General features: G+C 42.4%; 19 protein-coding genes. 8 read left to right on the top strand and 11 right to left on the bottom strand.

Annotation, left to right across the window (positions count from 1 at the left end):
- Positions 1 to 42: 42 nt before the first annotated feature.
- Both PSYCG_RS03515 and msrB read right to left on the bottom strand, forming a co-directional pair.
- A complete protein-coding gene (locus PSYCG_RS03515; protein ID WP_020442961.1) occupies positions 43 to 969 on the bottom strand; it encodes an IS30 family transposase in 927 nt (308 codons plus the stop codon).
- A 242-nt stretch (positions 970 to 1,211) separates the two neighbouring features.
- Positions 1,212 to 1,637 carry a peptide-methionine (R)-S-oxide reductase MsrB gene (gene msrB / locus PSYCG_RS03510; RefSeq protein ID WP_020442960.1) on the bottom strand — a complete coding sequence of 142 codons (426 nt, stop codon included), beginning with the start codon at positions 1,635 to 1,637 and terminating at the stop codon, positions 1,212 to 1,214.
- 461 nt (positions 1,638 to 2,098) lie between these two features.
- Here msrB and PSYCG_RS03505 point away from each other — a divergent pair, with 461 nt between their 5' ends.
- Entirely contained in the window at positions 2,099 to 3,736 is a 1,638-nt protein-coding gene (locus PSYCG_RS03505; RefSeq protein WP_020442958.1) for an aminotransferase class I/II-fold pyridoxal phosphate-dependent enzyme, read from the top strand.
- A gap of 109 nt (positions 3,737 to 3,845) precedes the next feature.
- Here PSYCG_RS03505 and PSYCG_RS03500 read toward each other — a convergent pair whose 3' ends face one another.
- Entirely contained in the window at positions 3,846 to 5,453 is a 1,608-nt protein-coding gene (locus PSYCG_RS03500; RefSeq protein WP_020442957.1) for an inorganic phosphate transporter, read from the bottom strand.
- Between the two features lie 747 nt (positions 5,454 to 6,200).
- Positions 6,201 to 7,871 carry an ATPase gene (locus PSYCG_RS03495; protein WP_020442956.1) on the bottom strand — a complete coding sequence of 557 codons (1,671 nt, stop codon included), beginning with the start codon at positions 7,869 to 7,871 and terminating at the stop codon, positions 6,201 to 6,203.
- Between the two features lie 341 nt (positions 7,872 to 8,212).
- Here PSYCG_RS03495 and PSYCG_RS03490 point away from each other — a divergent pair, with 341 nt between their 5' ends.
- The 4 genes from PSYCG_RS03490 (at position 8,213) to PSYCG_RS03475 (ending at position 12,623) form a co-directional block, all read left to right on the top strand.
- A complete protein-coding gene (locus PSYCG_RS03490; RefSeq protein ID WP_020442955.1) occupies positions 8,213 to 8,923 on the top strand; it encodes an FFLEELY motif protein in 711 nt (236 codons plus the stop codon).
- 78 nt (positions 8,924 to 9,001) lie between these two features.
- A complete protein-coding gene (ubiE, locus tag PSYCG_RS03485) occupies positions 9,002 to 10,090 on the top strand; it encodes a bifunctional demethylmenaquinone methyltransferase/2-methoxy-6-polyprenyl-1,4-benzoquinol methylase UbiE (protein ID WP_020442954.1) in 1,089 nt (362 codons plus the stop codon).
- A gap of 118 nt (positions 10,091 to 10,208) precedes the next feature.
- Positions 10,209 to 10,904, top strand: a complete 696-nt coding sequence (locus PSYCG_RS03480) for an SCP2 domain-containing protein (RefSeq protein ID WP_020442953.1) — start codon at positions 10,209 to 10,211, stop codon at positions 10,902 to 10,904.
- Between the two features lie 57 nt (positions 10,905 to 10,961).
- Positions 10,962 to 12,623, top strand: a complete 1,662-nt coding sequence (locus PSYCG_RS03475; RefSeq protein ID WP_020442952.1) for an ABC1 kinase family protein — start codon at positions 10,962 to 10,964, stop codon at positions 12,621 to 12,623.
- A gap of 184 nt (positions 12,624 to 12,807) precedes the next feature.
- Here the strand turns inward: PSYCG_RS03475 and ruvB are convergent, their stop codons facing one another.
- From ruvB to PSYCG_RS03450, 5 genes are all read right to left on the bottom strand, one after another.
- The gene (gene ruvB / locus PSYCG_RS03470; RefSeq protein WP_041772439.1) at positions 12,808 to 13,788 is read right to left on the bottom strand and encodes a Holliday junction branch migration DNA helicase RuvB; all 981 of its coding nucleotides are present in this window, start codon (positions 13,786 to 13,788) and stop codon (positions 12,808 to 12,810) included.
- A 186-nt stretch (positions 13,789 to 13,974) separates the two neighbouring features.
- Positions 13,975 to 14,598: a Holliday junction branch migration protein RuvA gene (gene ruvA / locus PSYCG_RS03465; RefSeq protein WP_020442950.1), complete on the bottom strand. Its 624-nt coding sequence runs from the start codon at positions 14,596 to 14,598 to the stop codon at positions 13,975 to 13,977.
- Positions 14,599 to 14,685: 87 nt separating this feature from the next.
- Complete coding sequence (gene fba, locus PSYCG_RS03460) at positions 14,686 to 15,720, bottom strand: class II fructose-bisphosphate aldolase (RefSeq protein WP_020442949.1); 1,035 nt, start codon at positions 15,718 to 15,720, stop codon at positions 14,686 to 14,688.
- Positions 15,721 to 16,191: 471 nt separating this feature from the next.
- Positions 16,192 to 16,578 carry a hypothetical protein gene (locus PSYCG_RS03455; RefSeq protein ID WP_020442948.1) on the bottom strand — a complete coding sequence of 129 codons (387 nt, stop codon included), beginning with the start codon at positions 16,576 to 16,578 and terminating at the stop codon, positions 16,192 to 16,194.
- A gap of 260 nt (positions 16,579 to 16,838) precedes the next feature.
- Positions 16,839 to 18,041, bottom strand: a complete 1,203-nt coding sequence (locus PSYCG_RS03450; protein WP_020442947.1) for a phosphoglycerate kinase — start codon at positions 18,039 to 18,041, stop codon at positions 16,839 to 16,841.
- A 322-nt stretch (positions 18,042 to 18,363) separates the two neighbouring features.
- On the opposite strand from PSYCG_RS03450, the gene PSYCG_RS03445 reads away from it, so the two are divergent.
- Entirely contained in the window at positions 18,364 to 18,693 is a 330-nt protein-coding gene (locus PSYCG_RS03445; RefSeq protein WP_020442946.1) for a TraR/DksA family transcriptional regulator, read from the top strand.
- A gap of 27 nt (positions 18,694 to 18,720) precedes the next feature.
- On the opposite strand, the gene PSYCG_RS03440 is transcribed toward PSYCG_RS03445, so the two are convergent.
- Complete coding sequence (locus tag PSYCG_RS03440) at positions 18,721 to 19,401, bottom strand: thiamine phosphate synthase (protein ID WP_020442945.1); 681 nt, start codon at positions 19,399 to 19,401, stop codon at positions 18,721 to 18,723.
- Between the two features lie 112 nt (positions 19,402 to 19,513).
- Positions 19,514 to 20,608 carry a serine hydrolase gene (locus PSYCG_RS03435; RefSeq protein WP_020442944.1) on the bottom strand — a complete coding sequence of 365 codons (1,095 nt, stop codon included), beginning with the start codon at positions 20,606 to 20,608 and terminating at the stop codon, positions 19,514 to 19,516.
- Between the two features lie 406 nt (positions 20,609 to 21,014).
- Between PSYCG_RS03435 and PSYCG_RS03430 the strand changes: the two genes are divergently transcribed.
- On the top strand, positions 21,015 to 21,650 hold the full coding sequence (locus tag PSYCG_RS03430; protein ID WP_011513027.1) for a response regulator: 636 nt from the start codon (positions 21,015 to 21,017) through the stop codon (positions 21,648 to 21,650).
- Positions 21,651 to 21,692: 42 nt separating this feature from the next.
- On the top strand, positions 21,693 to 23,423 hold the full coding sequence (locus tag PSYCG_RS03425; protein ID WP_020442943.1) for a sensor histidine kinase: 1,731 nt from the start codon (positions 21,693 to 21,695) through the stop codon (positions 23,421 to 23,423).
- Positions 23,424 to 23,485 lie beyond the last annotated feature (62 nt).

Below are 23,485 nucleotides of genomic sequence, written 5' to 3'. Positions count from 1 at the left end.
TATTCATCTTATATTTCTTAGATTAACACACCAAGTGCAACGCTAATTAATATTATAGAAGACTTGATTGGGCGTCTTAAACCCTAAGCGTTTTCTTGGTCTGTTGTTTAGTTTATTCTCAATGTCCTGTATCTCATTATCAGAGACTTGTCTAAAGTCACAACCCTTAGGCAAGAACTCTCTGATTAAGCCGTTGGTATTCTCGTTGGTTCCTCGCTGCCATGACGCATAAGCATCGGCAAAGAAGAAGGAAGTAAAGAGCTTTCGTTTCACTTTTTTGTGTTCTGCAAACTCTTTACCATTGTCAGAGGTAATGGTCTTAACCTGTAACCTCACAGGCTTTAGGATACCTATCATTGCCTCTGATACTTGCTGTGCCGTTTTATGACCCACACGCTTCATCTTCAGTAGCCCTGTTTTACGTTCAACGAGCGTTACAATCGCTTGCTTGTGATGCTGACCGATAACGGTATCCGCTTCCCAGTCACCAATACGTGAGCGTTCTTCAACAATACAAGGGCGTTCATGAATCGAGACTCTGTCATTGATACGACCACGAGTCTCAGCGGTTAGTCGCTTACGGTAAGGTTTGGCTTTGCGTCTGAGGTACTGCCATAACGTGCCGCCTTGACTCTTATCACTCCAGATATAGCGATAGATGCTCATGTGGCTGATACCACCATGAACTCCGGCTATCTGCTGGGGACTCCAGCTGTCTTTTAGCTTGTCTGTAACCCAACACCAGATATCAGTAATAATAGTGACGGCGTTGTTTGCTCGTCTTGCACAAGCCTTGTTATGAGCATGATTAACCCGATAACCTCGAAGGCTTTTATTGCGTCTGATCTCTCTTGATATGGTGCTAGGACTTCTGCCTAATGCATCAGCTATAAATTTAATACTATGTTCTGCCCCTATCAGGGCATAAATCTGGTATCGTTCCCCTAGGCTTAGATGTGTATAGTTCATGGTTGCAATCTCACTTTGGTCGGTGGATAAAGACTTTGATGCTAGCGCATCTAGGTCTTTTTTTCACCTCGCGTTTGGTATTGCACTTCATGTGTTAATCTAAGTTTTAAATAAATTCTATCATTAATCAAAAGCCATGTAGCTATTAATGAAGGTAACAAGATAAATGAGGAGTAGGAAGCCTTTAATACTCCCTACCCTTACTTTATACGCTCTGATTAATGACATATTCGCCGTTTTAGCTATTCTTCCGACTTATCTAAATCAATAGACAAAGAATTGATGCAATAGCGCAAGCCTGTGGTCTCACGCGGTCCATCAGGGAATACATGACCCAAATGCGCGCCGCAATTACTACACGTCACTTCTGTACGGCGCATGCCTAGCGAATCATCGATGTGCTCATCAATAGCGCTATTATCGATCCCTTGATCAAAGCTTGGCCAGCCGCATCCTGCATCGAACTTATTGTCTGATTCAAATAAGCTTGCACCGCAGCCCTTACAGCGATAAATACCCTTGTCATTTATATCGTTATAAACGCCCGTAAATGGTCGCTCTGTGCCCTTCTCGCGCAGCACATGATATTCCTCAGCACTTAAGCGCTCTTTCCAGTCAGCTTCGGTCAATTGGCTGATTTCTTCTTTACTCAGTTGATTGTCTTGCATAACGTATCCTTATGAAATAACTGATTGTCTACTCTATCTTGAGCAATGGTTTATCGAGGCTTTATCGCTATTTTTTATAAAAACGATACGCTTTATCTGTTGGCGAGCGTCTTATTATTCAAGATACTGCTAATAAGAATAATTAGCGCCTTAAATGGCATTGATTGGCAGTGTCATACATGAGCAGCCAGCTGATATAAAAAATAACAAGTTAAATAGCCCTGTTTCAGTTGAATTGTTCAAGAACAGTATCACGACTCCATCAATGCAAGTATATCTTGCATTGATGGAGTCGTGATATATAAAAAACTTGCATTTAATTTTTATATGCAATAATATCTTGCATTAGCAATCTATTAAAAACAGCTCTCTTTTAAGTACGGGTTTGATAATCATCAAAAAGCGCTGCTTTCGTTATCTTAGTGATAACAGATTTATAAAATATAAAAAGGGCTTATACAATGACGGCTGACGATAGAATTAAGAGCACACAAGCTGAACGACTGGTACAGCTGCGCCGTGACAAAGGCTTAACAGCAGAACAGCTAGCACAAGCGATGACTGCTGCTGGCGCTAAAGTTAGCCGCGGTGCTATCTCTAACTGGGAGCGCGGGACGAATGGGATTGTTTCCTCTAAGCTGCCCACCCTTGCGCGTATTTTAGGCTGCAGTGAAGGATATTTGTTACGCGGCGAGCTTGAACGCGACAGCAAATCAGATGTCGATTTTGACAGTATATCGTCTGATAATCATAAAGCTGTCAAGGTAGGCGAGCAAGCTCCTAGCATCAGTCAAATCACACCAATCGCTATAACCTCTTCTACCCCCCATACAAATTTACCAAATAACCTGCTGAGTAGTCACGCTATGAACCCAATAAAAAAATCCGATAAATTACAAAACGTTTGCTATGATATTCGCGGTCCTCTGCTACAAACTGCCAATAAAATGGAAGCCGAAGGCAAGCGTATCTTAAAGCTTAATATCGGTAACCCTGCTCCTTTTGGATTAGAAGCCCCGCATGAGATTTTACGTGATGTGGCGATGAATTTGCCAGAAGCAACGGGCTACTCAGATTCACAAGGGATTTTTTCAGCACGTAAAGCAGTGCTGCAATATTACCAATCAAAGGGACTACTATCAGCAGTTGATGTCCGTGATGTTTATCTCGGCAATGGCGTCTCTGAGCTGATTGTGATGACCATGCAGGCGCTGATGAACGATGGCGATGAAGTACTGGTTCCCATGCCCGACTATCCGCTATGGACAGCAGCAGCCAATCTCGCAGGCGGTACAGCGGTACATTATCGCTGTAATGAAGAAGACAACTGGCATCCCGATATTGAAGATATCAAATCCAAAATCACCAGCAAAACCAAAGGCATTGTGGTTATCAACCCTAATAATCCAACAGGCGCGCTATATAGTGATGAAGTACTGATGCAAATCGTTGAGGTTGCAAAGGAGCATGATTTAATCATCATGGCGGATGAGATTTATGATCGTATTCTTTATGATGATATGCAGCATACGCCGATGAGCACCTTAACTGACGAAGTACTGGTACTGTCCTATAATGGTTTATCAAAATCGCATCGTATCGCAGGCTTTCGTGCCGGTTGGATGATGGTTTCAGGTCGTAAAGAGCATGCGGCTGACTTTATCGAAGGTTTGGATATGCTTGCGTCTATGCGTTTGTGTTCTAACGTCCAAGGGCAGTATGCGATTCAGACAGCCATGGGCGGTTATCAAAGCATGAAGGATTTGACGTCTCAAAAAGGGCGCTTATATAAGCAGCGTGAGTTGGCAGTAACCCGTCTTAATGCAATTAAGGGCATCTCTTGTACCATGCCACAAGGCGCGTTTTACTGCTTTCCAAAGATGGACCCTGAGGTTTACCCTATCAAAGATGACATGCAGTTTATGATGGATTTATTGCTCGAAGAAAACGTACTGATGGTACAAGGAACGGGGTTTAACTGGGACAAAAACGACCATTTCCGCTTGGTATTTTTACCCAATTTACACGATTTAGAAGACGCCATGGATCGCTTAGACCGCTTTTTTGCTAAGAAGCGTAAGCAGTTTGGTACTGACTAATATATAGATGACACCTATATTTTTCTATAAAAAAACGCTTACCGATATGATATCGATAAGCGTTTTCTATTTGTATTAATCAAAAATTAAATGACTTTGATTTCAACTTTTAAAAGATATTTATCAGCACTATATAACTGATTGCAGACATACTTGCTGCTGCAGGAAGGGTAATAATCCATGCCAAACCAATTGGTTTCATCAGTGCCCAGTTGGTATCTCTATTGACGATACCAATGCCAAGTACAGCACCGACCAAGGTATGCGTACTCGATACTGGTAGACCCATCGTCGACGCACCCATCACAACCGCAGCCGCAGCCAACTCAGCTGAGAAACCAGAAGCAGGATGCATTTTTGCCAAATTGGTACCGACAGTCTGAATCACTTCTTTACCGATGAACCAAAGACCGACAATCAATGCCACACCAAAAGTTAACATCACAGCAGGTGGTACTGCTGCTTCTGTTGAAATACTATTGGTGCGGATAACATCCATAATCGCTGCAAATGGACCAACAGCGTTGGCAATATCGTTAGAACCATGACTAAAGGCAAACGCTGATGCAGTAAAGACTTGCATCCAGCTAAACATAATAAACGTGGCTTTGGTCAAATCTTCTTTGTGCTTACCGCGGATACTCTTAGTATAAATATAGGTCGCAAGCCATACTAATGCTGCGATCATCCCCATAATTAAAAAGCCTTGCAACGTCGTCATACCATTATTGACGTTTTTCAGACCTTTGAAGATGACCAAAGAGGCCATGACTGCGCCGCCTGCAGCCGCAATAATAGGCACCCATTGCTTGAGTGCTTTTAAGGTATCAAGGTTGCTGCGCTCGTTTTCAATCTCATAAAGTTCTTTGTAATAGTTCGTCTCTAAATCTTCAACGACGCAATCATCATCTTTATAGATTTCTTGGTCACGCAACATCGCTGACGTATAAGACAACTGCTCAGACTCGGTTAAACCATCCAAGTACTCTTTATGCGTCAGCTTTAACGTCTTTTTACTGTCTTTCAGAGTAGCAATATGCGTCTCTGTTTTATCATTATACTCGATGATGTTTTTCTTAATCTGTCCATATAACAGATAAGACAAAACGCCGCCTAGTAGCGGTGACAAAACCCAAGAGATGGCGATCGTGCCAATCTTGCCCCAATTCACTGTCGACAATGCCATTTCAGTACCACCTAAGGTGATACCCAATACAATTGAGCTACCAACTACGCCGCCAATAATCGCGTGTGTGGTCGAAACCGGCAGACCTTTTTTGGTGGCAAACAACAGCCAAAATGCAGCAGCGATGAGCGCTGACAGCATGACATAAATGAACTGGTTGGGCGTTACTGAAAGACCATCTAAATCGACAATGCCGCTTCGAATCGTATCGGTCACTTCACCGCCTGCCAGCACGGCGCCTGATACTTCAAATATCGCCGCGATACCTAGCGCTTGCGGGATGGTTAAGGTCCCTGCACCGACTGAGGTACCAAAAGAGTTGGCGACATCATTACCGCCGATATTGAATGCCATAAAAACACCAAAAGCAGTGGCGACAATAAATAGCGTCGTCTGCTGGTGCATGGTGTAATCTAGACCCCACCACAAAAAGTAGGCGGTCATTCCAATCATTAAAATGGCAAAAAATAGATTAATTCTCATAGAGCCGACTGATTTTGTTGGTTCTGTAGAGCTGCTGCTAATACCCATACGTTGATACGTCCTGCGTAAGCTGATTGAAATTATTGACAAATGATGACATTACGCGGCTATTAATGATGTGATTATTACCACCCAAAAATACAATAACATGCGCGCAACGTGGTTATTTGAAATACAATTTTAGAATACTTTGTTGAGACAGCTGCCTCAATGCTTTGACACCTTCTTCATTATCTTATCTTAGCGGTTATAGCCATTTGCAAATAAGCAATTGAGCTTAACGACAATCAGAAACTAAGATAAAACGCCTAAGTAAAATGTCATAAAGCCGCAAGTGGTATTGCCAAATCGTCTGATTAAAGCATCTTGCGGCTTACGTTTTTATGATAATAGCGTTCGTCTATACAAGCTATTTATCGTGAATAATACATTGATATTAAAGACAAATAAACAGAAGACCAAGCTATTTTAATAGATAGCAACGCTCATTACGCGCCTATTATATTAAATATAGACGCATAATGCATGATGATATTACAAGATTTGTAACTGTGAATATAAGATTTAAGAAATATACACTTTAGATCAGACGTTATAGGGTTATTTTTAGCCAACATACACTTGAATTGCCATAGTCAATTCAAGTGATAACAGCGGACATTAATAGCTATAAATGAATAGGTAGCTGCTTAAGAATAGGATTAAAAGTACCTCTATAAGATAAATAATTTCCGCTTAGCATTTGCTACGCATTCCAAGGCTTTAAGAAAACTTATCTATGTAGCACTTTATGACTTAGCTGGCAGCAAGCAACGCGGATAGCTGCTCGATAGCGTGGTCTAACACCTCTAAACGCGCTTGGCGCTTGTCATTATTAGCGATCACACACCAAGGGGCGTTCTTAGTATCCGTACGTGCCAGCATATCAGCCGCCGATTGTACATAATCTGACCATTTATCACGGTTACGCCAATCGTCGTCGGTCAATTTAAATTGTTTGTATGCAGTTTCTTCACGTTCCTCAAAACGCTTAAGCTGCTCTTTTTTATCGATTGCCAGCCAGTACTTGATAACCAAAGTACCTGACGCTGCCAAGGCAGCTTCAAAGCGATTGATTTCATCATAGGCGCGCTGCCATTCATCATCCGTCGCAAAGCCTTCGATACGCTCTACCAAGACACGCCCATACCAAGTACGATCAAAAATACCAACACGGCTGATGCGGTCTGTCTGCTCGTTCGGAAGCTTTTGCCAAAAACGCCACAAATAAGGATGCTGTAGCTCATATAACATGGGCGCGCCAATATTATAAATTTGATATTCGCGTGGATCAAGTGGTGCCACCAGTCTTTTGATAGCGCCGCCCTTTCCTGCTGCATCCATACCTTCAAAGGCAAACACCACATGCTGACCTTGACGCGCACGTAACAGTTCTGCCAAGCGTGCCTGCTTCTTAGCCAATGCACCATTGTAGTCAGATTTATCAATATCTGAATCTTCGATATCAGTAAGTACCTTAGGTATTTTTACTCGCTCAAACTTTATTGACTGATACTCTACTTGACTATTATGAGTATCCTTTGAATCTTGTGCTTGATCTGATTCTGCACTGTTTTCTCCTCGGCTGCTAACTAAGGCTTTTTGCATCGCATGTAAGACTTCATGACAAAAATGTATGGCTGCTTGCGATTTATCCGCGCCATCGATGATAATCCAATCCCCTTGCTGGCGTAATAATTCGGCAGCAACTTCATTGAACTTAGCCACTATCGTCATATCATGCCAATCAATTTGGTATAGAAATTTTGGATCTGGCTCGTCATCATTAAGCCTCGCCTGCAAAGTCTCGATATCGACATGAAACCAGCACTTTAGTAGCTGCGTTTGATTTGCCACAAAGTCTTGCTCAAAATCTTGCAATTCCGTTAGCTGCTGGCGTAAATAGTCTTGCCATTGACCAATTGGTAACGCTTCAATATCCCTATTCTTCTTATTTTTTTCTGACTTTTCGCTCTCTGCACTTGCCATGCGCATCACGTTATACAATAAATCTGCATACCAGTTGCCAAAATATACCATCACATCACCATGGCGCGGCATGGCTTTGGTATGCGTCTGCCAAATCGGTTGGTGTGCTAAAGGACAATAACCAATGGTCGCTTCTACCTTAAGCAGGCGCGGATCGACCCACTGGCGCAATTGCGTTACCGCCGTCCCCTTACCTGCCTGCTCCATACCATTGACTAATACTAATAACCCAATGGCTTTATCAGTACTCGGTGATTCTGGCTGGCGCGTCGCAAGCAGAGCGAACTGGGCTGTAACCAATGCCAATCGCAGCGCATCTTCATCCATTGAAAATTTGCTCAAAGGATTGGGCATAAGACGCTGCTCGACGACTTGCTCGTTAAATGGCGCGCTCACATTTTCAGCTGACTTATCTGTTTTATTCTTTTTCTTGCTCATGTTTATGCTCGCTATGGTCTTATCAAATAATTGGTTTAAAATAATCGTCTAAAATAGCTAAGTTGTTTTATCATAGCACTGCGCTCTTTTAGTAAATAACGTGGCTATGTAATTTGTGTTATAAAGTCTTAGAAATTGACTACCTGAAAGCGCTGTGCAATCTTTATATGTAACAGTTTGGCATTTGTATTCTGTCTTATTTTCTTTTAAGGTGAACAAAATCTTAAGAGCATGGTTTAATAGCTGCCTATAAGTAGAAAACTTAGCGCTAACCAGCCCCTTATTATCCAGCTTTTATTATCAACTTGATGACTATTATTATTTTTATAGGATGACTTGCCATGTCTGCTTTAGCCAACTTACAACAGCACCTTGACCGCTTTTGGGCGCTGCCACATCATGAAGACGCTGCATTGAATAAGAAGCTTAATGAAGTGCAATCATGGCAACAAGCCCGTATCAAGCGTACGCATAGCACGCTGTTTGAGCAACCAAAAAACCAGCTAATGGCAGATTATTTTTTAACGCAGCTGTATGGTGGTGATGAATTTAAAGTATTGGCAGAGCAATTGGGACGCATTCTCCCGAAAGCCAAGAAACTTGAGCGTCTTGCCAAAGAGTCATCTTTAGAAGCTGGTAGTATGGGCATTCAAGCGTCTATATTGGCGATTGAGCTCGACTTGCATTTGGCGCAGTGGTTACTCGAACAAGAGTTAGCTGTGAATGAAGAAAATATGCTACTCGCTTACCGTACGGTTGATGAAGCTGATGAACGCCGTGTACAGATTAATAACTTAAAAGACGTTTGCTATCGTACTGACAAAGACTTGAATTCATTTATGCTCAAAAAAGCTTTTGCGATGGCTAAAGGCACCGCATATCGCTATAACTTTCAGCCGCTTTATGATTTTATCGATTCAGGCTTTAAAGCCATGAAACCATTAAAAAGTGTGAGCAGCTTTATTGAACCGTTTTGCGCGCGCGAGCTTGAAGTTATTGATGAAGTCCATGCCATGGATAATGACGGTAAGCCCGCTGCGTTTGCTGTATGATAAGCGCTATTGTCTCAACAACTATTAGTATTTTATCTGACTAAAAACAAGCATAAAAATAAATCATAGGACACCGCGATGACTGATCATGTAAATAATAAAACGACGACTAATGGCCGTATACAAGATAAATTGGTTCAAGACAGTATCACTCATAACCAAAATATTACCGCTCAAGTAAAAGCACGTCAAAATACCGCTACAAGTGTTAATAACGTTATTAATAATGACTTTACTCATGTTGAAGATTTACCCATAGGAACGCCACAAGGGCAACAAACCACTATGCCAAATGCCAATACTGAAAACCACGCCCAAAATAGCACTGTAAATGACGCTGCACAGACAAATACTCAAGCCCCTAAGCAAACGCTTTTTAACCAGCGTGACGATATCAATAATCCACATACGTCTGATACTGATGGTCATGAAGAAACCCATTTTGGCTATAAGACCGTTAATAAAGCAGAAAAACAAGCACGCGTGGCTGACGTATTTACCTCTGTCGCCAAAAAATACGACATCATGAATGACCTAATGTCATTTGGTATTCATCGCTTGTGGAAGCGTTATGCCATCAGTTTGTCTGGCGTGCGTGCCGGTCAACATGTATTAGATATCGCTGGTGGTACGGGTGATTTGGCCAAAGTCTTTAGCCGTGAAGTCGGTCGCAACGGTAAAGTCGTGTTGTCTGATATCAATGCGGCCATGCTAGAAGTTGGTCGTGAGCGCTTGATTAATGCTGGCTGTAATAATGTCGATTTTGTTTTGGCGAACGCTGAAACCCTAGCGCCATTTGATGATAATAGCTTTGATCTGCTGACCATCAGCTTTGGTCTACGTAACGTCACAGATAAAGATGCTGCGTTAAAATCGATGTACCGTGTGCTTAAGCCAGGTGGTCGCTTATTAATACTAGAATTCTCAAAACCTATCTTTGAGCCATTATCAAAAGCCTATGATTTATATTCATTCACAGCGCTACCGATGATGGGTAAGCTGGTTGCTAACGATTCAGAAAGCTATAAATATTTAGCTGAATCGATTCGTATGCACCCTGATCAGCAGACGCTAAAGCAGATGATGGAGCAAGCAGGCTTTGAAAATTGTGATTATCATAATCTGACCGCTGGTATCGTCGCAGTACATCGCGGCTTTAAAGCATAAGATTAAGTTTTAAATGACAATACATAGCGATAAAAATGCCATTATGTAAAATGATGGCAACTTATATTTATAAATAATGCGCTCTTTTAAGGCGCTCAATTGACTATGCGAGAGCCTTATGCTGACTGTTCTACTTTTGGCCGGTGCTGAAAAGCTGATTAATATGGCTATTTCCAGTGATGAGATTACCAAAGCGGGTTTAGCGCCACTTGCTGGCAAAGTGCTACGTCTCAATATGGGGACGCCTGAGGTGAATTTAGATGTGCTATTCACCCAAGAGCGCTTGCGTTTTGAGCCAGTGACGACTGAAAGTGTGTTTGAGCAAAGTGGCGCTATGAATGAGCGTCAAAAAGCCAGTATGGATCGTGCGCGTCTTGGTCATAGCCGCCCAGATTGTATTATTACCGTTGATAATCCTGCCCAGCTACTGAATCTCATGCGCGGTACAGAAGGCAACTTGCCTATTGAGGGCGATTACAAAGTACTTATGCAACTCAATCAATTGGTTGCAGGCTTTGATCCTGATGTTGCGGGACAACTTGAACCATTTATTGGTAAATCGATGGCGAGCCAGTTGCACCTCCTGATATCGCAGCTTAAAGGCAGCTGGCGTCATAGTGCCAAGCGTGCTTTTAACGATGTTAGCGATTGGGCAAACGATGTGGCAGGTAATAGTGCACCTGACCCAATAGATGTAACTGAAGTAAATGCGCTTAAGCAGCAACTACTGAAACTGCGCGCCGATGTTGAACGTGAAGAAGCCAAACTAGCCGCTATCAAAGATGAGCAAGCACGTCTAACTCATAGTAGATAATTGCCTTTTCTACAACGCCTACCTTATTTTTGACTTTATCTAGAGTATTTATATCTCATGCTATTATCCCATCGCGCCCGTTTACTTGAGCTATGGCGCATTGCCGCCACCTATCGTATTGACACCCATTTTTCTGTCGAAGAGGCGCCGCAACTACAGCCCTTGGTGCGTTTAATCCGTATGCATCCAGCTGCGTGGGGTAAAAAGCATCAGCCTAATGCGATTAAATACGCCCTTGAAGATATGGGCACTCTATTTTTAAAGCTTGGACAATTACTCTCGACCCGCCGTGACCTCGTGCCACCTGAGATTATTGCGCAACTTATTCAACTACAAGATAAAGTTAAATCTTTCGATTCTGATATTGCGATTGCGCAAATCCAAGACCCTAGACACGGTCTCGGTCAATCTATTGGCTCTTTATTTGCACGTTTTGACGTCAAGCCTCTAGCTGCTGCTTCTATTGCCCAAGTACATACCGCTGCGCTGCATGATGGGCGTGAAGTGGTGGTCAAAGTGGTTCGTCCTGATATTCGCACGACCATTATTACAGATTTTGAATTGCTACGAGAACTCGCCAATTGGGCATCGGCGCGTATCGAAGCAGCTCGTGCAATACACATCATCGATATTGTTGAAGACTACCGTCAAGTCATGCTCAACGAGTTAGATTTGACATTAGAGGCAGACAATACAACGCAAATGCGTAACAACTTTTTGGGCTCGGCATTGATGTATGTGCCAGAAGTCTATGATGCCAATAAAAACGTCATGGTCATGGAGCGTATACAAGGCGTTCCAATCTCACAAATTGAGGTATTTGATCAATTAGGCTATGACCGTGCGGCACTGGCAGAAAAAGGCTTAACGATATTTTTTACCCAAGTATTCCGTGATAACTTCTTCCATGCCGACATGCACCCCGGCAATGTTTTTGTCGAGACGCCACCAGTCAATACCTTGACTGCAAATATGGCCGCCGTGGACTTAGGGCATGAGCCGCGTTATATCGGGCTTGATTGTGCCATCATGGGCACCTTATCAAAGGACGATCAGCTTATCGTCGCGCGAATGTTATTGTCCGTGATGAATAACAACTTTACAGCGATGGTTGATATCGTCAGTCGAGCTGGCTGGATACCGCCAAGTGCTGATAAGCATGCATTGATGCGTGATATGAAACGCACTGTCGGTCCGATGTTACAAAAATCCATTAACGATATCGACTTTGCCGGTGTATTAATGCAAATATTAGATATCGCCCGCCGCCATCATATGAGTATTCCACCGCAGTTGATGCTACTGCTCAAAACTTTAGTGCATGTCGAAGGACTTGGTCGCGACTTGTATCCTAATCTTGATATCTGGTCGCTTGCCAAGCCAATCTTAAGCAGCTGGATTAAGGAGCAGCTTGATCCGATGCGTAATTTACAACAGCTACGTCAGCAGTTGCCTGAGATTTTATTATCGACCACTGATATCCCAAGACTGCTAGATCAAGGGTTACAGAGCCTTGCTTCACAAGGATCACGTCAAGACAGTCAACTGCGTGAGATTCAACAAATCCGTGCCGATATGCTAAACGACCGTCGCCGAGATTGGTTGGCGCTGGCGGGCTTTGCTATTTTCATAGCCATTGCAACACAAGTTATCGGTTGGCTATCACCTATTTTTTACCTCTTAGCGATTTTGGCAGTCGTGTGGCGTATCTTAGCCTAAACCGTTAGTAGCTTTGACTAAAAGACTTCTGACAATAACAAGTACTTATTAAAAATAGATGGGCATAAGCATTTGGCTTGAGCCTTCATCCACTATTTAATAGATACTATAAAAAATAAAACAAAAAAAATGTGCCTACATTTAATATTCTAATTAAGTGTAGGCACATTTTTTTAGACTAACTTTATAGCATCTGATCGATCGCCATCTGCGTTAATACTCGACCACGTGCAGTCCGAAGTACATAGCCTTGTTGGATAAGGTATGGCTCAATCACATCCTCTAACGTACCGCGGTCTTCAGCCATTGCTGCTGCCACCGCTTCAACGCCCGCAGGTCCACCGTCAAAACGCTCGTGCAATATCTCAATATAGCGTCTATCCAAATGATCGAGACCACGTCTATCGACTGCGAGCATATCGAGCGCACTACCAGCAATCGCCCCATTGATACTGCCATCGCCTCTGACCTGAGCATAATCACGTACACGGCGTAATAGACGGTTGGCAATCCTTGGCGTACCACGTGCACGGCGCGCAATTTCAACGGCACCATCCTCACTCATTGGCACGCGCATCAACCGCGCTGCGCGACTGACAATGGTGGTTAAATCAGCAATATTATAAAACTCTAGTCGCTGCACGATACCAAAGCGATCTCTCAATGGTGACGTTAATAATCCGGCTCGGGTGGTTGCTGCGACCAGAGTGAATGGCGGCAAATCAAGCTTAATAGAGCGTGCTGCTGGTCCTTCACCAATCATGATATCCAGTTGAAAATCCTCCATCGCTGGATAGAGAATTTCTTCAATTACCGGACTTAAGCGGTGAATCTCATCAATAAATAGGACATCACCAGCTTCCAAATTGGTCAGCATCGCTGCCAAATCGCCAGCGCGCTCAAGGACAGGCCCTGACGTAGAACGTAGATTGCCACCCATTTCACGAGCAATAATATTGGCAAGCGTCGTTTTTCCTAAGCCTGGTGGTCCAAAGATGAGCGTATGATCCAACGCTTCATCACGCGCCCGTGCCGCTTGAATAAAGACTTCCATCTGCTCGCGTACGACGGGCTGACCGATATATTCCGCCAATAATGCTGGTCGAATATTGGCATCAGGGGCATCTGACGCCCCTTCTAGCGGATTAATCAAACGATCTTGCATCATAATTTTTGCCATTATGCTTAAAGCATTATTTTTAAAAGATTAGGTAATAAATAGCATAACCAAACGCTGCTCATAAGTCATGCGAAACATGATAAAGCAGGTGCTAAAACGAAAATAAGCGACATCTAATGTCGCTTATTTTTAATCGCTTTTTTAAATCACTGTTTTATTATAAAAATGTCGCTAATTAAAACTTTGAAATTGCTGCAGCGTCGCTTTTAACAAGCTCTGCGTATCTGCAAATGTCTCGCCATTACTTTTTGCCGCCTTAATAGCTTGCTGAGCTTCTTTTTCTTTATAGCCCAAGCTAATCAATGCGCCTTCAACTTCAGCAATGATACTTCCTTCAGCAGATATTGGTACCGGCTGCATAGCAAATTCTAAATGACTGCTGTCGACCTCGATATTTTTCAGCTTATCTTTTAGCTCAATCAATAAGCGCTGCGCTGTCTTTTTGCCGATACCTGGGATACGTGTCAATGCTGATTCTGAATCTTGCTCGACATGCATTTTCAGCTCAGCAGCTGACATTGCAGATAGCATTGCTAATGCCATTTTTGCCCCAACACCGTTGATTTTAATCAGCTGGCGAAAGACATCACGCTCTTTACGATCAATAAAACCATAGAGCAGCTGCGCATCTTCGCGCACATGGAAATGCGTCCAAATGCTCGCCTGCTCGTTAAGACGCAATTGGCAAAATGACGGCAATGGTAGCTCAATATCATAGCCAACACCAGAGGTGGTCATGATACAGGCAGTCGGTGCCATTAAGTATTGCACCTGTCCATTAATCAATCCAATCATAATCCACGATCTCTTATATAGACTATTATAAAAATGAGCTAAACCATCACCTAACTATTAATCAGTCTTTTTTACCATGTAAGCTTACTAGTAAAAATTAACCATACCTTCAAGACTGATTGGACGAATCTTATGCGCTTGACCAGCTGAACCAAAGGCTTCAAAACGATTGGTACAGATATCTGACATCGCAACCATAGAGGCTTTAAAGTATTTACGTGGATCAAATTCGCTAGGGTTTTCTGCAAGGAATTTACGGATAGCGCCAGTTGATGCCAAACGTAAATCGGTATCGATATTTACTTTACGCACACCATGCTTAATCGCTTCAACGATTTGCTCAACCGGTACACCATAAGTCTCACCAATGTTACCACCATTTTCATTGATGACTTTTAACCATTCTTGTGGCACTGATGATGAGCCATGCATGACTAGGTGAGTGTTAGGAATACGGGCATGGATTTCTTTGACACGCTCAATCGATAAGATATCGCCTGTCGGTGGACGCGTAAACTTATAAGCACCATGACTGGTACCGATAGCAATCGCTAACGCATCGACGTTGGTGTCTTTAACGAACTGCTCTGCTTCATCAGCACTGGTCAATAGCTGCTCATGATCCAACACGCCTTCTGCGCCAGAGCCATCTTCTTCGCCTGCCATACCAGTTTCAAGACTACCTAAGCAACCAATCTCTCCTTCGACTGAAACACCGCATGCATGAGCCATTTTGACCACTTCGCGAGTCACGCTGGCGTTATAGTCATAATCCATCGGCGTTTTACCGTCTGTACCAAGCGAGCCGTCCATCATCACTGATGAGAAGCCAAGCTGAATTGAGCGTTGGCAAATAGCAGGTGACATACCGTGATCTTGGTGCATAACGACTGGAATATGTGGCCACTCTTCAATAGCAGCAATAATCAGATGACGCAAAAACGCAGAGCCTGCATAACTGCGGGCACCGGCACTGGCTTGTACAATCACAGGAGAGTCACAGGCGTCAGCCGCCATCATAATGGCACGCATCTGCTCTAAATTATTAACATTGTAAGCAGGAACACCATAGCCGTGTTCAGCAGCATGATCCAAAAGTTGACGTAACGATATTAAGGCCATAAAACGCTCTCTGGTTATATTCTAAAAATAGTATTTTGAAGATGATATTAAAACATCATTTTTAACAATAAGACGTTGTCACGTTTGCACTGCGACCTAGCTTTGCTATGGGTATTCCATTATAAGCCAACAAAAAACCCTGTTTTCTGCTCGTCATTATTACGCCGTGATTATAGCAAAAATTACCAGCGCTTCGTAGCGCTTAACTGACTATTTGTTTGTCTGTTTGGTTTTTATACCTTGTTTGCACAGTTAGATAGTCGATTTCGTCTATAAAAAATTCATGACCTGCTTTTTATGAATCAAATTGATTATTTTTATCCATAAAAAAAGCCTTGGCAATTACCAAAGCTTTTATATATTTTATAGGCTTATAAAACAACTTATCAGCTAACAGTCTATCCATCTTATTTTAATAAATAAACTGAACTTTATGTTGCTTAATTTTAAATGACTTAGCCTTTATACGACTTAGTACTGTTGTTCTGCATCAACAGCGACATCATTTGCGCCGTCAGCAACTGCGTTAGCACCGTCAGCAACGGCTGATGCAGTACCTTCAACGACTTTGCTTGTGCCTTCAGCAATAGCATCGCCAGTTTCTTCTAGTGCATTAGTGGCAGCAGCACCAGCAACTTCAGCATTTTCTGCAGCTTCAGCGCCAGCTTCTTGGGCAGCTACTTCAGCTTCAGCAGCAGCGGCTTCTGTATTCGCAGCAGCTTCTTCTGTGTTAGCAGCAGCATCTTCGCCAGCTGATTCAGCAGCAGCATCGGTTTTATCTTGTGTTTCTTGGCTACATGCAGTGATTGCAAAAGTACCAGCAAGAACACTAGCAAGTAATAAATGACGTTTTAACATAACAAATCCCTCATAAATAAAGCATGTCAAATACATGGTTTGCGCTATTTTATAGAGTGCAAATTAGACATGCAATAATAATTTTCAGTATAGAAACAAATAATTACCACTTAATAATAATCGATGACAATTCGAACTTATTGCCTTGAAAACAATAAGATATGAATAGTAGCCAAAATATTATCCGTACAGCGTACCTTAGATACTGCGGCTAAGTTGTACGGCTAATGTTACTCATCTGCTTAAGTATCGTTAAGAGGTTATGCATTAATTTGTAAAGCAGCAACCGCTGGCAAGATTTTACCTTCTACAAACTCTAAGAACGCACCGCCACCCGTTGACATGTAGCTGACGCCATCAGCCACTTGATATTTATCAATCGCAGCAAGTGTATCACCACCACCTGCAATCGAGAAACCTTGGCTGTTTTTGACCGCTTCTGCCACTATCTGAGTACCCTGACCAAACGCATCCACTTCAAAAACGCCGACTGGACCATTCCATAAGATAGTCTTTGCCTTGGTAATTGCCTCTGCCAATTTCATAGCACTATCTGGCGCGATATCCAATATCATGTCATTTTCGCCAATAGTGTCGACAGATTTGATGGTCGCAGAGGCTTGTTGTAATGAGCCAGTGAAGTCAGCAAAATCAATGTCGCTTTTATCAGCAACGACGACATATTCAGGCAATAAAATCTCAGTTTTACCCATGATTTCACGAGCTGTATCGAGCAGATCTGCTTCATAAAGTGACGCACCAACACTATGACCTTGCGCGGCTAAGAAGGTATTGGCAATCCCGCCACCAACAATAATCTGTGAACAAAGCTCAGACAAACTATGTAAAACCTCTAATTTGGTAGAAACTTTTGAGCCACCAACGATAGCGAGCATAGGTTGTGCTGGCGTTTCAAGTGCTAGGCTTAAAGCATCAAGCTCTGCTGCCAATAAAGGTCCAGCACAGGCGGTCTTACCAGCTTTATGCATCGCTTGGGTCACGCCTTCTGTTGATGCTTGGGCGCGATGTGCTGTGCCAAAAGCGTCCATCACAAATACATCGCACAAATCAGCATATTTTTGTGCAAGCGCTGCATCATTCTTCTTTTCGCCCTCATTAAAACGTACGTTCTCTAACAGTACGACTTCACCTGCTTCGATAGCGACGCCTTGAGTAAGGTAGTCACTATTAAGCGTAACAGGCGCGGATAGTTTATCGCTTAAATAATCAGCAACGGGTGCTAACGAATAAATGGCTTCAGGATTGCCTTCTGTCGGGCGTCCTAAATGCGAGCAGATTATCACTGCTGCACCCTTTTCTAGCGCCATCTTAATCGTCGGCAAACTTGCTTGCAGGCGTGCATCACTAGCCACTTTACCCGCTTTAATAGGGACATTAAGGTCTTCACGAATCAACACTACTTTATCGGTCAAACTCAGCTCGCTCATACGCAAAAAATTCATTACCTGCTCCTATATATCATCTGTTATCAATCTGTATGACGGTTCGCCAACGGTTTATTGGATATTCTTTAGCAAATTTATTTCATCAAATCTTATTGCTGGCAGTTTTAGAAAACTGTCCTAACAAGCATTTAAGGCGGTGTATTCTAACAGTTTTATAGTCTGTACTTATATGTCACCTAAGATAAATTTAGCGATAAGCAAATTTATCTTCTCAAACTAATAACACTCTCATTAACATTTTGTGGTGGTACTGAGTCGTTTAGCTATCTATGATCAATAGCGTACTTGTGCCATAACAATAAATCATTAGGAGAAATCAATGAGTATCGACTTTGAAGCTGCCAAACAAAACCTATTACAACTAAAAGAAGAGTACCAAACTCGGATTGCTGACATTGAGGACCATATCCAAAATCCGCAAGATGATCTCAATGAACACTGGGAAGATCAAGCGATTGCTTATCGTCAGAATGACATGCGCAAGAACTTAATGATTGAGGCACAGCAAAGCTTAGGTTTTGTAGACCACGCTTTAAGCCGTATCGAAAGTGGCAGCTATGGAGAATGTGAGGTATGCGCTGAGCCTATCGAAGCACAGCGCTTGCAAGCACTACCTTATGCAACTTTATGTATGCAGCACGCTGAATAAATTCGTACTTATATTTTAAAATAGTATTCATTCAGCAGGCACATTCCACTTATTAAGTACTTGCTGCCACTGCTGACAACGCGTTGCGATTTGATGGACAGGTAAATCCATGATATCGCCAACGATTGCTATATAAGCAATAGGTAACCCTGCCAGCTCTGAGATGTTTTCTGCCGTTAAACCGCCTATCACGCATATTTTTATATCTTGCTGACAACCTTCTATCAGTTGCTGGCGTAAGATAGTGGCAGCATTGGGCTTGGTCGTTGAAGCAAAGATTGCACCCATGGCGGCATAGCTTGCGCCTTCAGTTTTCGCAGCTTTGACTAGCGTTATGTCGCCATGACAAGTGCGACCAATGATTTGATTCGGGGCTAAAGATTGTGTTGCCTCACTAAGATCACCATCTTGCTGTCCCAAATGCACGCCGATACCAAGTTTTTCGGCCAAAGCAATATTGTCATTTATCAAAACTGGCACATTGTAGGTTTTAGCCAAATTAACGATTTGTAGCGCTTCTTCATAAAGAAGAGACTCACCGTCAGGCAATGCCAATATCTGCTTACGGCGTATTTGTAAAAGAGCAATCAATCCTGTTGCTAAGGCGGCTTCTAGCTTTTGATATAAAAGGCTAAACTCATCATCATTAGTCAGCAAATATAGCTTAGGTATAGTATGAGAAACCGTAGAGACTGATGGCTGAATCATGTAATGCTCCTTAATATCAATACGTTTTTGACATAATAAAAAGGCTGTTATATCGCATAACAGCCTTTTTATTATAAATGTCTTTTGATACTGCTCATTCAACGCTGTAATCTTATACCGTGCGGCGTGTTGCCAAGCTATTTAAGATATTTTTGGCATCACCCCAGCGCGTTGCTGAGCTATTGGCACCCAAAATTACGATAATAGCAGGACGATTATTGACGCGCGTCTCCATGACAACACAACGCCCTGCTTCATTGATAAAACCTGTCTTTGAGATGCCGATAGGATAGCTACCATCACGAACTAAGCTGCTGGTATTATTGGCTTTATAAGTGCGGTTACCACTTGAGAAGTTAGAGACAAAAAAATCATAGCTCTTAGTGGTTGAGAAACGACGAATCACGTCATAGTTACCAGCCGCACGAACCATTTTAACCAAGTCATTTGAGGAAGCAACGTTGCGCTTATCCAGACCAGTTGGGTCACCAAAGAAAGCGGTACTCATACCAAGCTCTTGTGCTTTACGGTTCATCGCGCGTATAAAGGCGCTATAGCCACCCGGATAATTACGGGCAAGACTTTTTGCTGCAGGATTTTCTGATTTCATTAATGCCATTAATAGCATCTCAGCACGATTGAGACGATCGCCTGACTTTAGGTTAGAGCTGGCACGCTTTGGACCAACGAAATCTTCTGGATCAAGTGTTAGCTCTTCACGCATATCTAAGCCGGCATCAAGTACCACGATAGCCGTCATTACCTTGGTAATACTGGCCATTGGACGCGCGATATCCGCATCTTTTTGATAAATTGACTCACCGGTTTCTGCATCAATAACCGCGACACTGCGCGAATCGGTGCTGATCGGAATCATATTACTGTTACCAAAACTACCGCGATAAGTGGTGTTGTAGCTATTGGCATTATTATAACTGTTGTTATTACTACTACCAAAACTGGTCGTATTGGTAATACTGGTTGTACCAGAACCGTTATCTATTTTTTTAATCGTAGAGCTGCTGCCAGACCTAGACATGATACTGCGCGCTTCAGACAAGCTATCGGCACCGCCCCAGCTCAGGCGAGCACTAGACTCAGAGCTAGCGCTACCATTAATTGTAAGTGCGGCTTGTGCGACACTGCCCAAACTCAATGAAATCATAGCAGCGATTAATTGCTGTTTGGTTAATGGTAGTTGCTTCATTCTGCCTCCTGCTTACGTGCTGTCATCAGTGACATACTGACTGACGCCAACTACGTACGTAGCGTTTATAGGTGTGTTTGTAGATACTCACATAGAGTTTTTGTATTTTTAGTGTATCATGGTTTACATTTAAGTTTAATGTACTAAATCAATTAGATGGCATTTCAGTGCCACATTCAAATTTTACTACACTTACTTGATGTTACAGCAATATTAGTTAACATTAGCGCAATATAGCATTACATTAACGCTGGTAGACACCTTATTGCGTCTCTACTGTCCAAATAAAGCAATTAATATTGGCTTTTTTATGCGTAAATGAGTGTTGTTGGTCAAATAGATTGATTAAGATGACTTAAATTTAGCAGTGCACCCTTTATTCTGATAGATAGAAAAGAGTATAACTATGATTCGAGTATTAGTAGTAGATGATCATGATTTGGTGCGGATGGGCATTAGCCGTATGTTGGCAGATAGTGCCGATATCGAAGTCGTCGGCGAGGCAGACAGCGGTGATATGGCGATAAAGATGGCAAAACAGCTGCGTCCTGATGTGATATTACTGGATGTAAATATGCCCAATATCGGCGGTCTGGAAGCAACCAAACGCTTGATTCAGCTGGATATGGGTATCAAAATTTTGGCGGTTAGTAGTATGTCAGCTCAACCTTATCCCTCAATGTTGATTAAAGCGGGCGTCAATGGCTATATTACTAAAGGCACACCGCTTGATGAGATGATACGAGCGGTCAAAAAAATCTATCAAGGTGGACGCTATTTTAGCCAAGACGTCGCTGAACAATTAGCTGACGTACTATTATCTGATAATGCCAACTCTCCTTTTGATTTGCTCAGTGATCGTGAGAAGCAAGTAGCAATGATGGTGGTTAATTGTCAAAGTCCTCAACAAATCGCAGACCAGTTATTTGTCAGTGTGAAGACCATTAACACCTATCGCTATCGCATTTATGAAAAAGTAAATGTCGATAGTGATGTGAAATTGACGCATTTAGCGATTCGTCATGGTCTTATTCAGCCCTAATTATCAAGTTCCTCTTTCATTAAGAACATTAGTTATTAATCCATGAATCCTGCCAAATCTGCCTCCAAGCTTATTGCTATTATTACTGACTATCTAGAGCAAGATGATATTTTGCCTGTGCCGCAGTTACGCAAACTGGGGATGATTTATAGCAGTTATCGCTTTATCGTCAGCTTGTTTTTTATGCTGATGGTATATATTACGGTTCGCACGGATGGCAACCCATCATTGCCAAGTTTCTTGCAGCAAACCGTTCTCAGTTTTTACGTTTTGCTAAGTTTAATCTTGCTGGGATTATTTTATACCGTTGGTAAGCATATGCGCCGACAGCTGGCTTTTGGGTTGGCGCTAGATGTCATTATCTTAAGCTTACTGCTTTATACCGCTGGCGCACCTGATTTGCAGCTGACCATGCTATATATGGTGGTGGTAGCCGCAAGCTTTATGTTATTACATGGCTCACAAGCATTAATTATTACTTTGCTTGCCATTATTTTTGTGATTTATCAGCAGTTTTTTTATGCCATTGCCAATAGTATGAGTTTGGCAAATTTAGGCAATGCCCTACTCATGTCAGCCAGCTTTTTGGCAGTAGGAGGTCTAAGCTGGTCGATATCGCAGCGCTTGGTACAGCTTGAAAAAGTGGCGGTTCGCCATGCCAAAGAAGTCGAGCGTTTAAATAGCATCAATCAAGAAGTCATCTCTCAAATGGTCAATGGTGTCATCGTCATTGATGACCAACAAGTGGTCTTAGCCAACCTTGCGGCTTATCAGCTACTTAGCATCCCAAGCCGTCATGACAATAAGTCAAAACCAGTAGCCGCTTTTGAGCAGCAACTTGGTCAACAACATCTGCAATTGTTTAATGCCTGCTTATCGGTAGCCGCAGGACTAACGCGTACTTTTATTTATGAGCTGCCTGCTGTTGCCAACTCTTCTATCATTGGCAAGCTGCGTGTCGATATTATTCCGTTAAAAGACGACAGTAAACTCATTATATTAGAGGATTTACGCCGTGAACAAGCCAGTGCGCAACAATTAAAGCTCGCCTCACTTGGACAGTTGACCGCCAGTATCGCTCATGAAATCAGAAACCCTTTGGCAGCTATTTCTCAAGCTAGCCAGTTGCTAATAGAAGATGTTATAGAAAGCGAGATGGACAATGACAATGCCCTAAGTCCTTTCGCTAATAATGATATAAATAGCCAGATGACTGGCAATCATGAGCTTTACAAAATGATATTTTCGCAAACAAAACGCGTCAATCGCATTATCGAAGACGTATTAAAACTGTCGCGTCAGCAAACGGCCAATCAACAAACCATTATCCTTGCTGATTGGATGCCTGTATTTTTAGACAATTACTTTAAAGGACACGATGTCTTTTTACATATTATTACCCAGCCTACCATCTCTTTTGATATTCATCAGTTAGAGCAGGTACTCATCAATTTAATCAATAATGGTTTACGCTATAGTAGTTACGCCCACCCTCATGCCTTTGTGGAAATCGAAATTTATTGTGCCGATAACGATGTTATAATCGATGTTTTGGATGGCGGTACTGGTGTTAATGCAGATGATTTAAGCGCTTTATTTAATCCGTTTTTCACCACCGAACAATCAGGCACAGGGCTTGGGCTATATTTATCACAAGCCTTTTGTGAAGCCAATCAGGCACGCTTACTGTATGTGCCTGAGCATCAAAAAACTTGCTTCCGGCTAATTTTTCCTGCTGTTCATAATGACATCGTTAGTCCAACTTTTATCTAAAGAAAAAAATTGCTTCTCAAAAAACATTGAAAGAAAATGTAAAACAAAAGGCTTTATATTGT

Source organism: Psychrobacter sp. G (assembly GCF_000418305.1).
Taxonomy (GTDB): domain Bacteria; phylum Pseudomonadota; class Gammaproteobacteria; order Pseudomonadales; family Moraxellaceae; genus Psychrobacter; species Psychrobacter cryohalolentis.
Note: the sequence above shows the minus strand (reverse complement) of the source record. Positions and strands in the feature narration are given on the sequence as shown.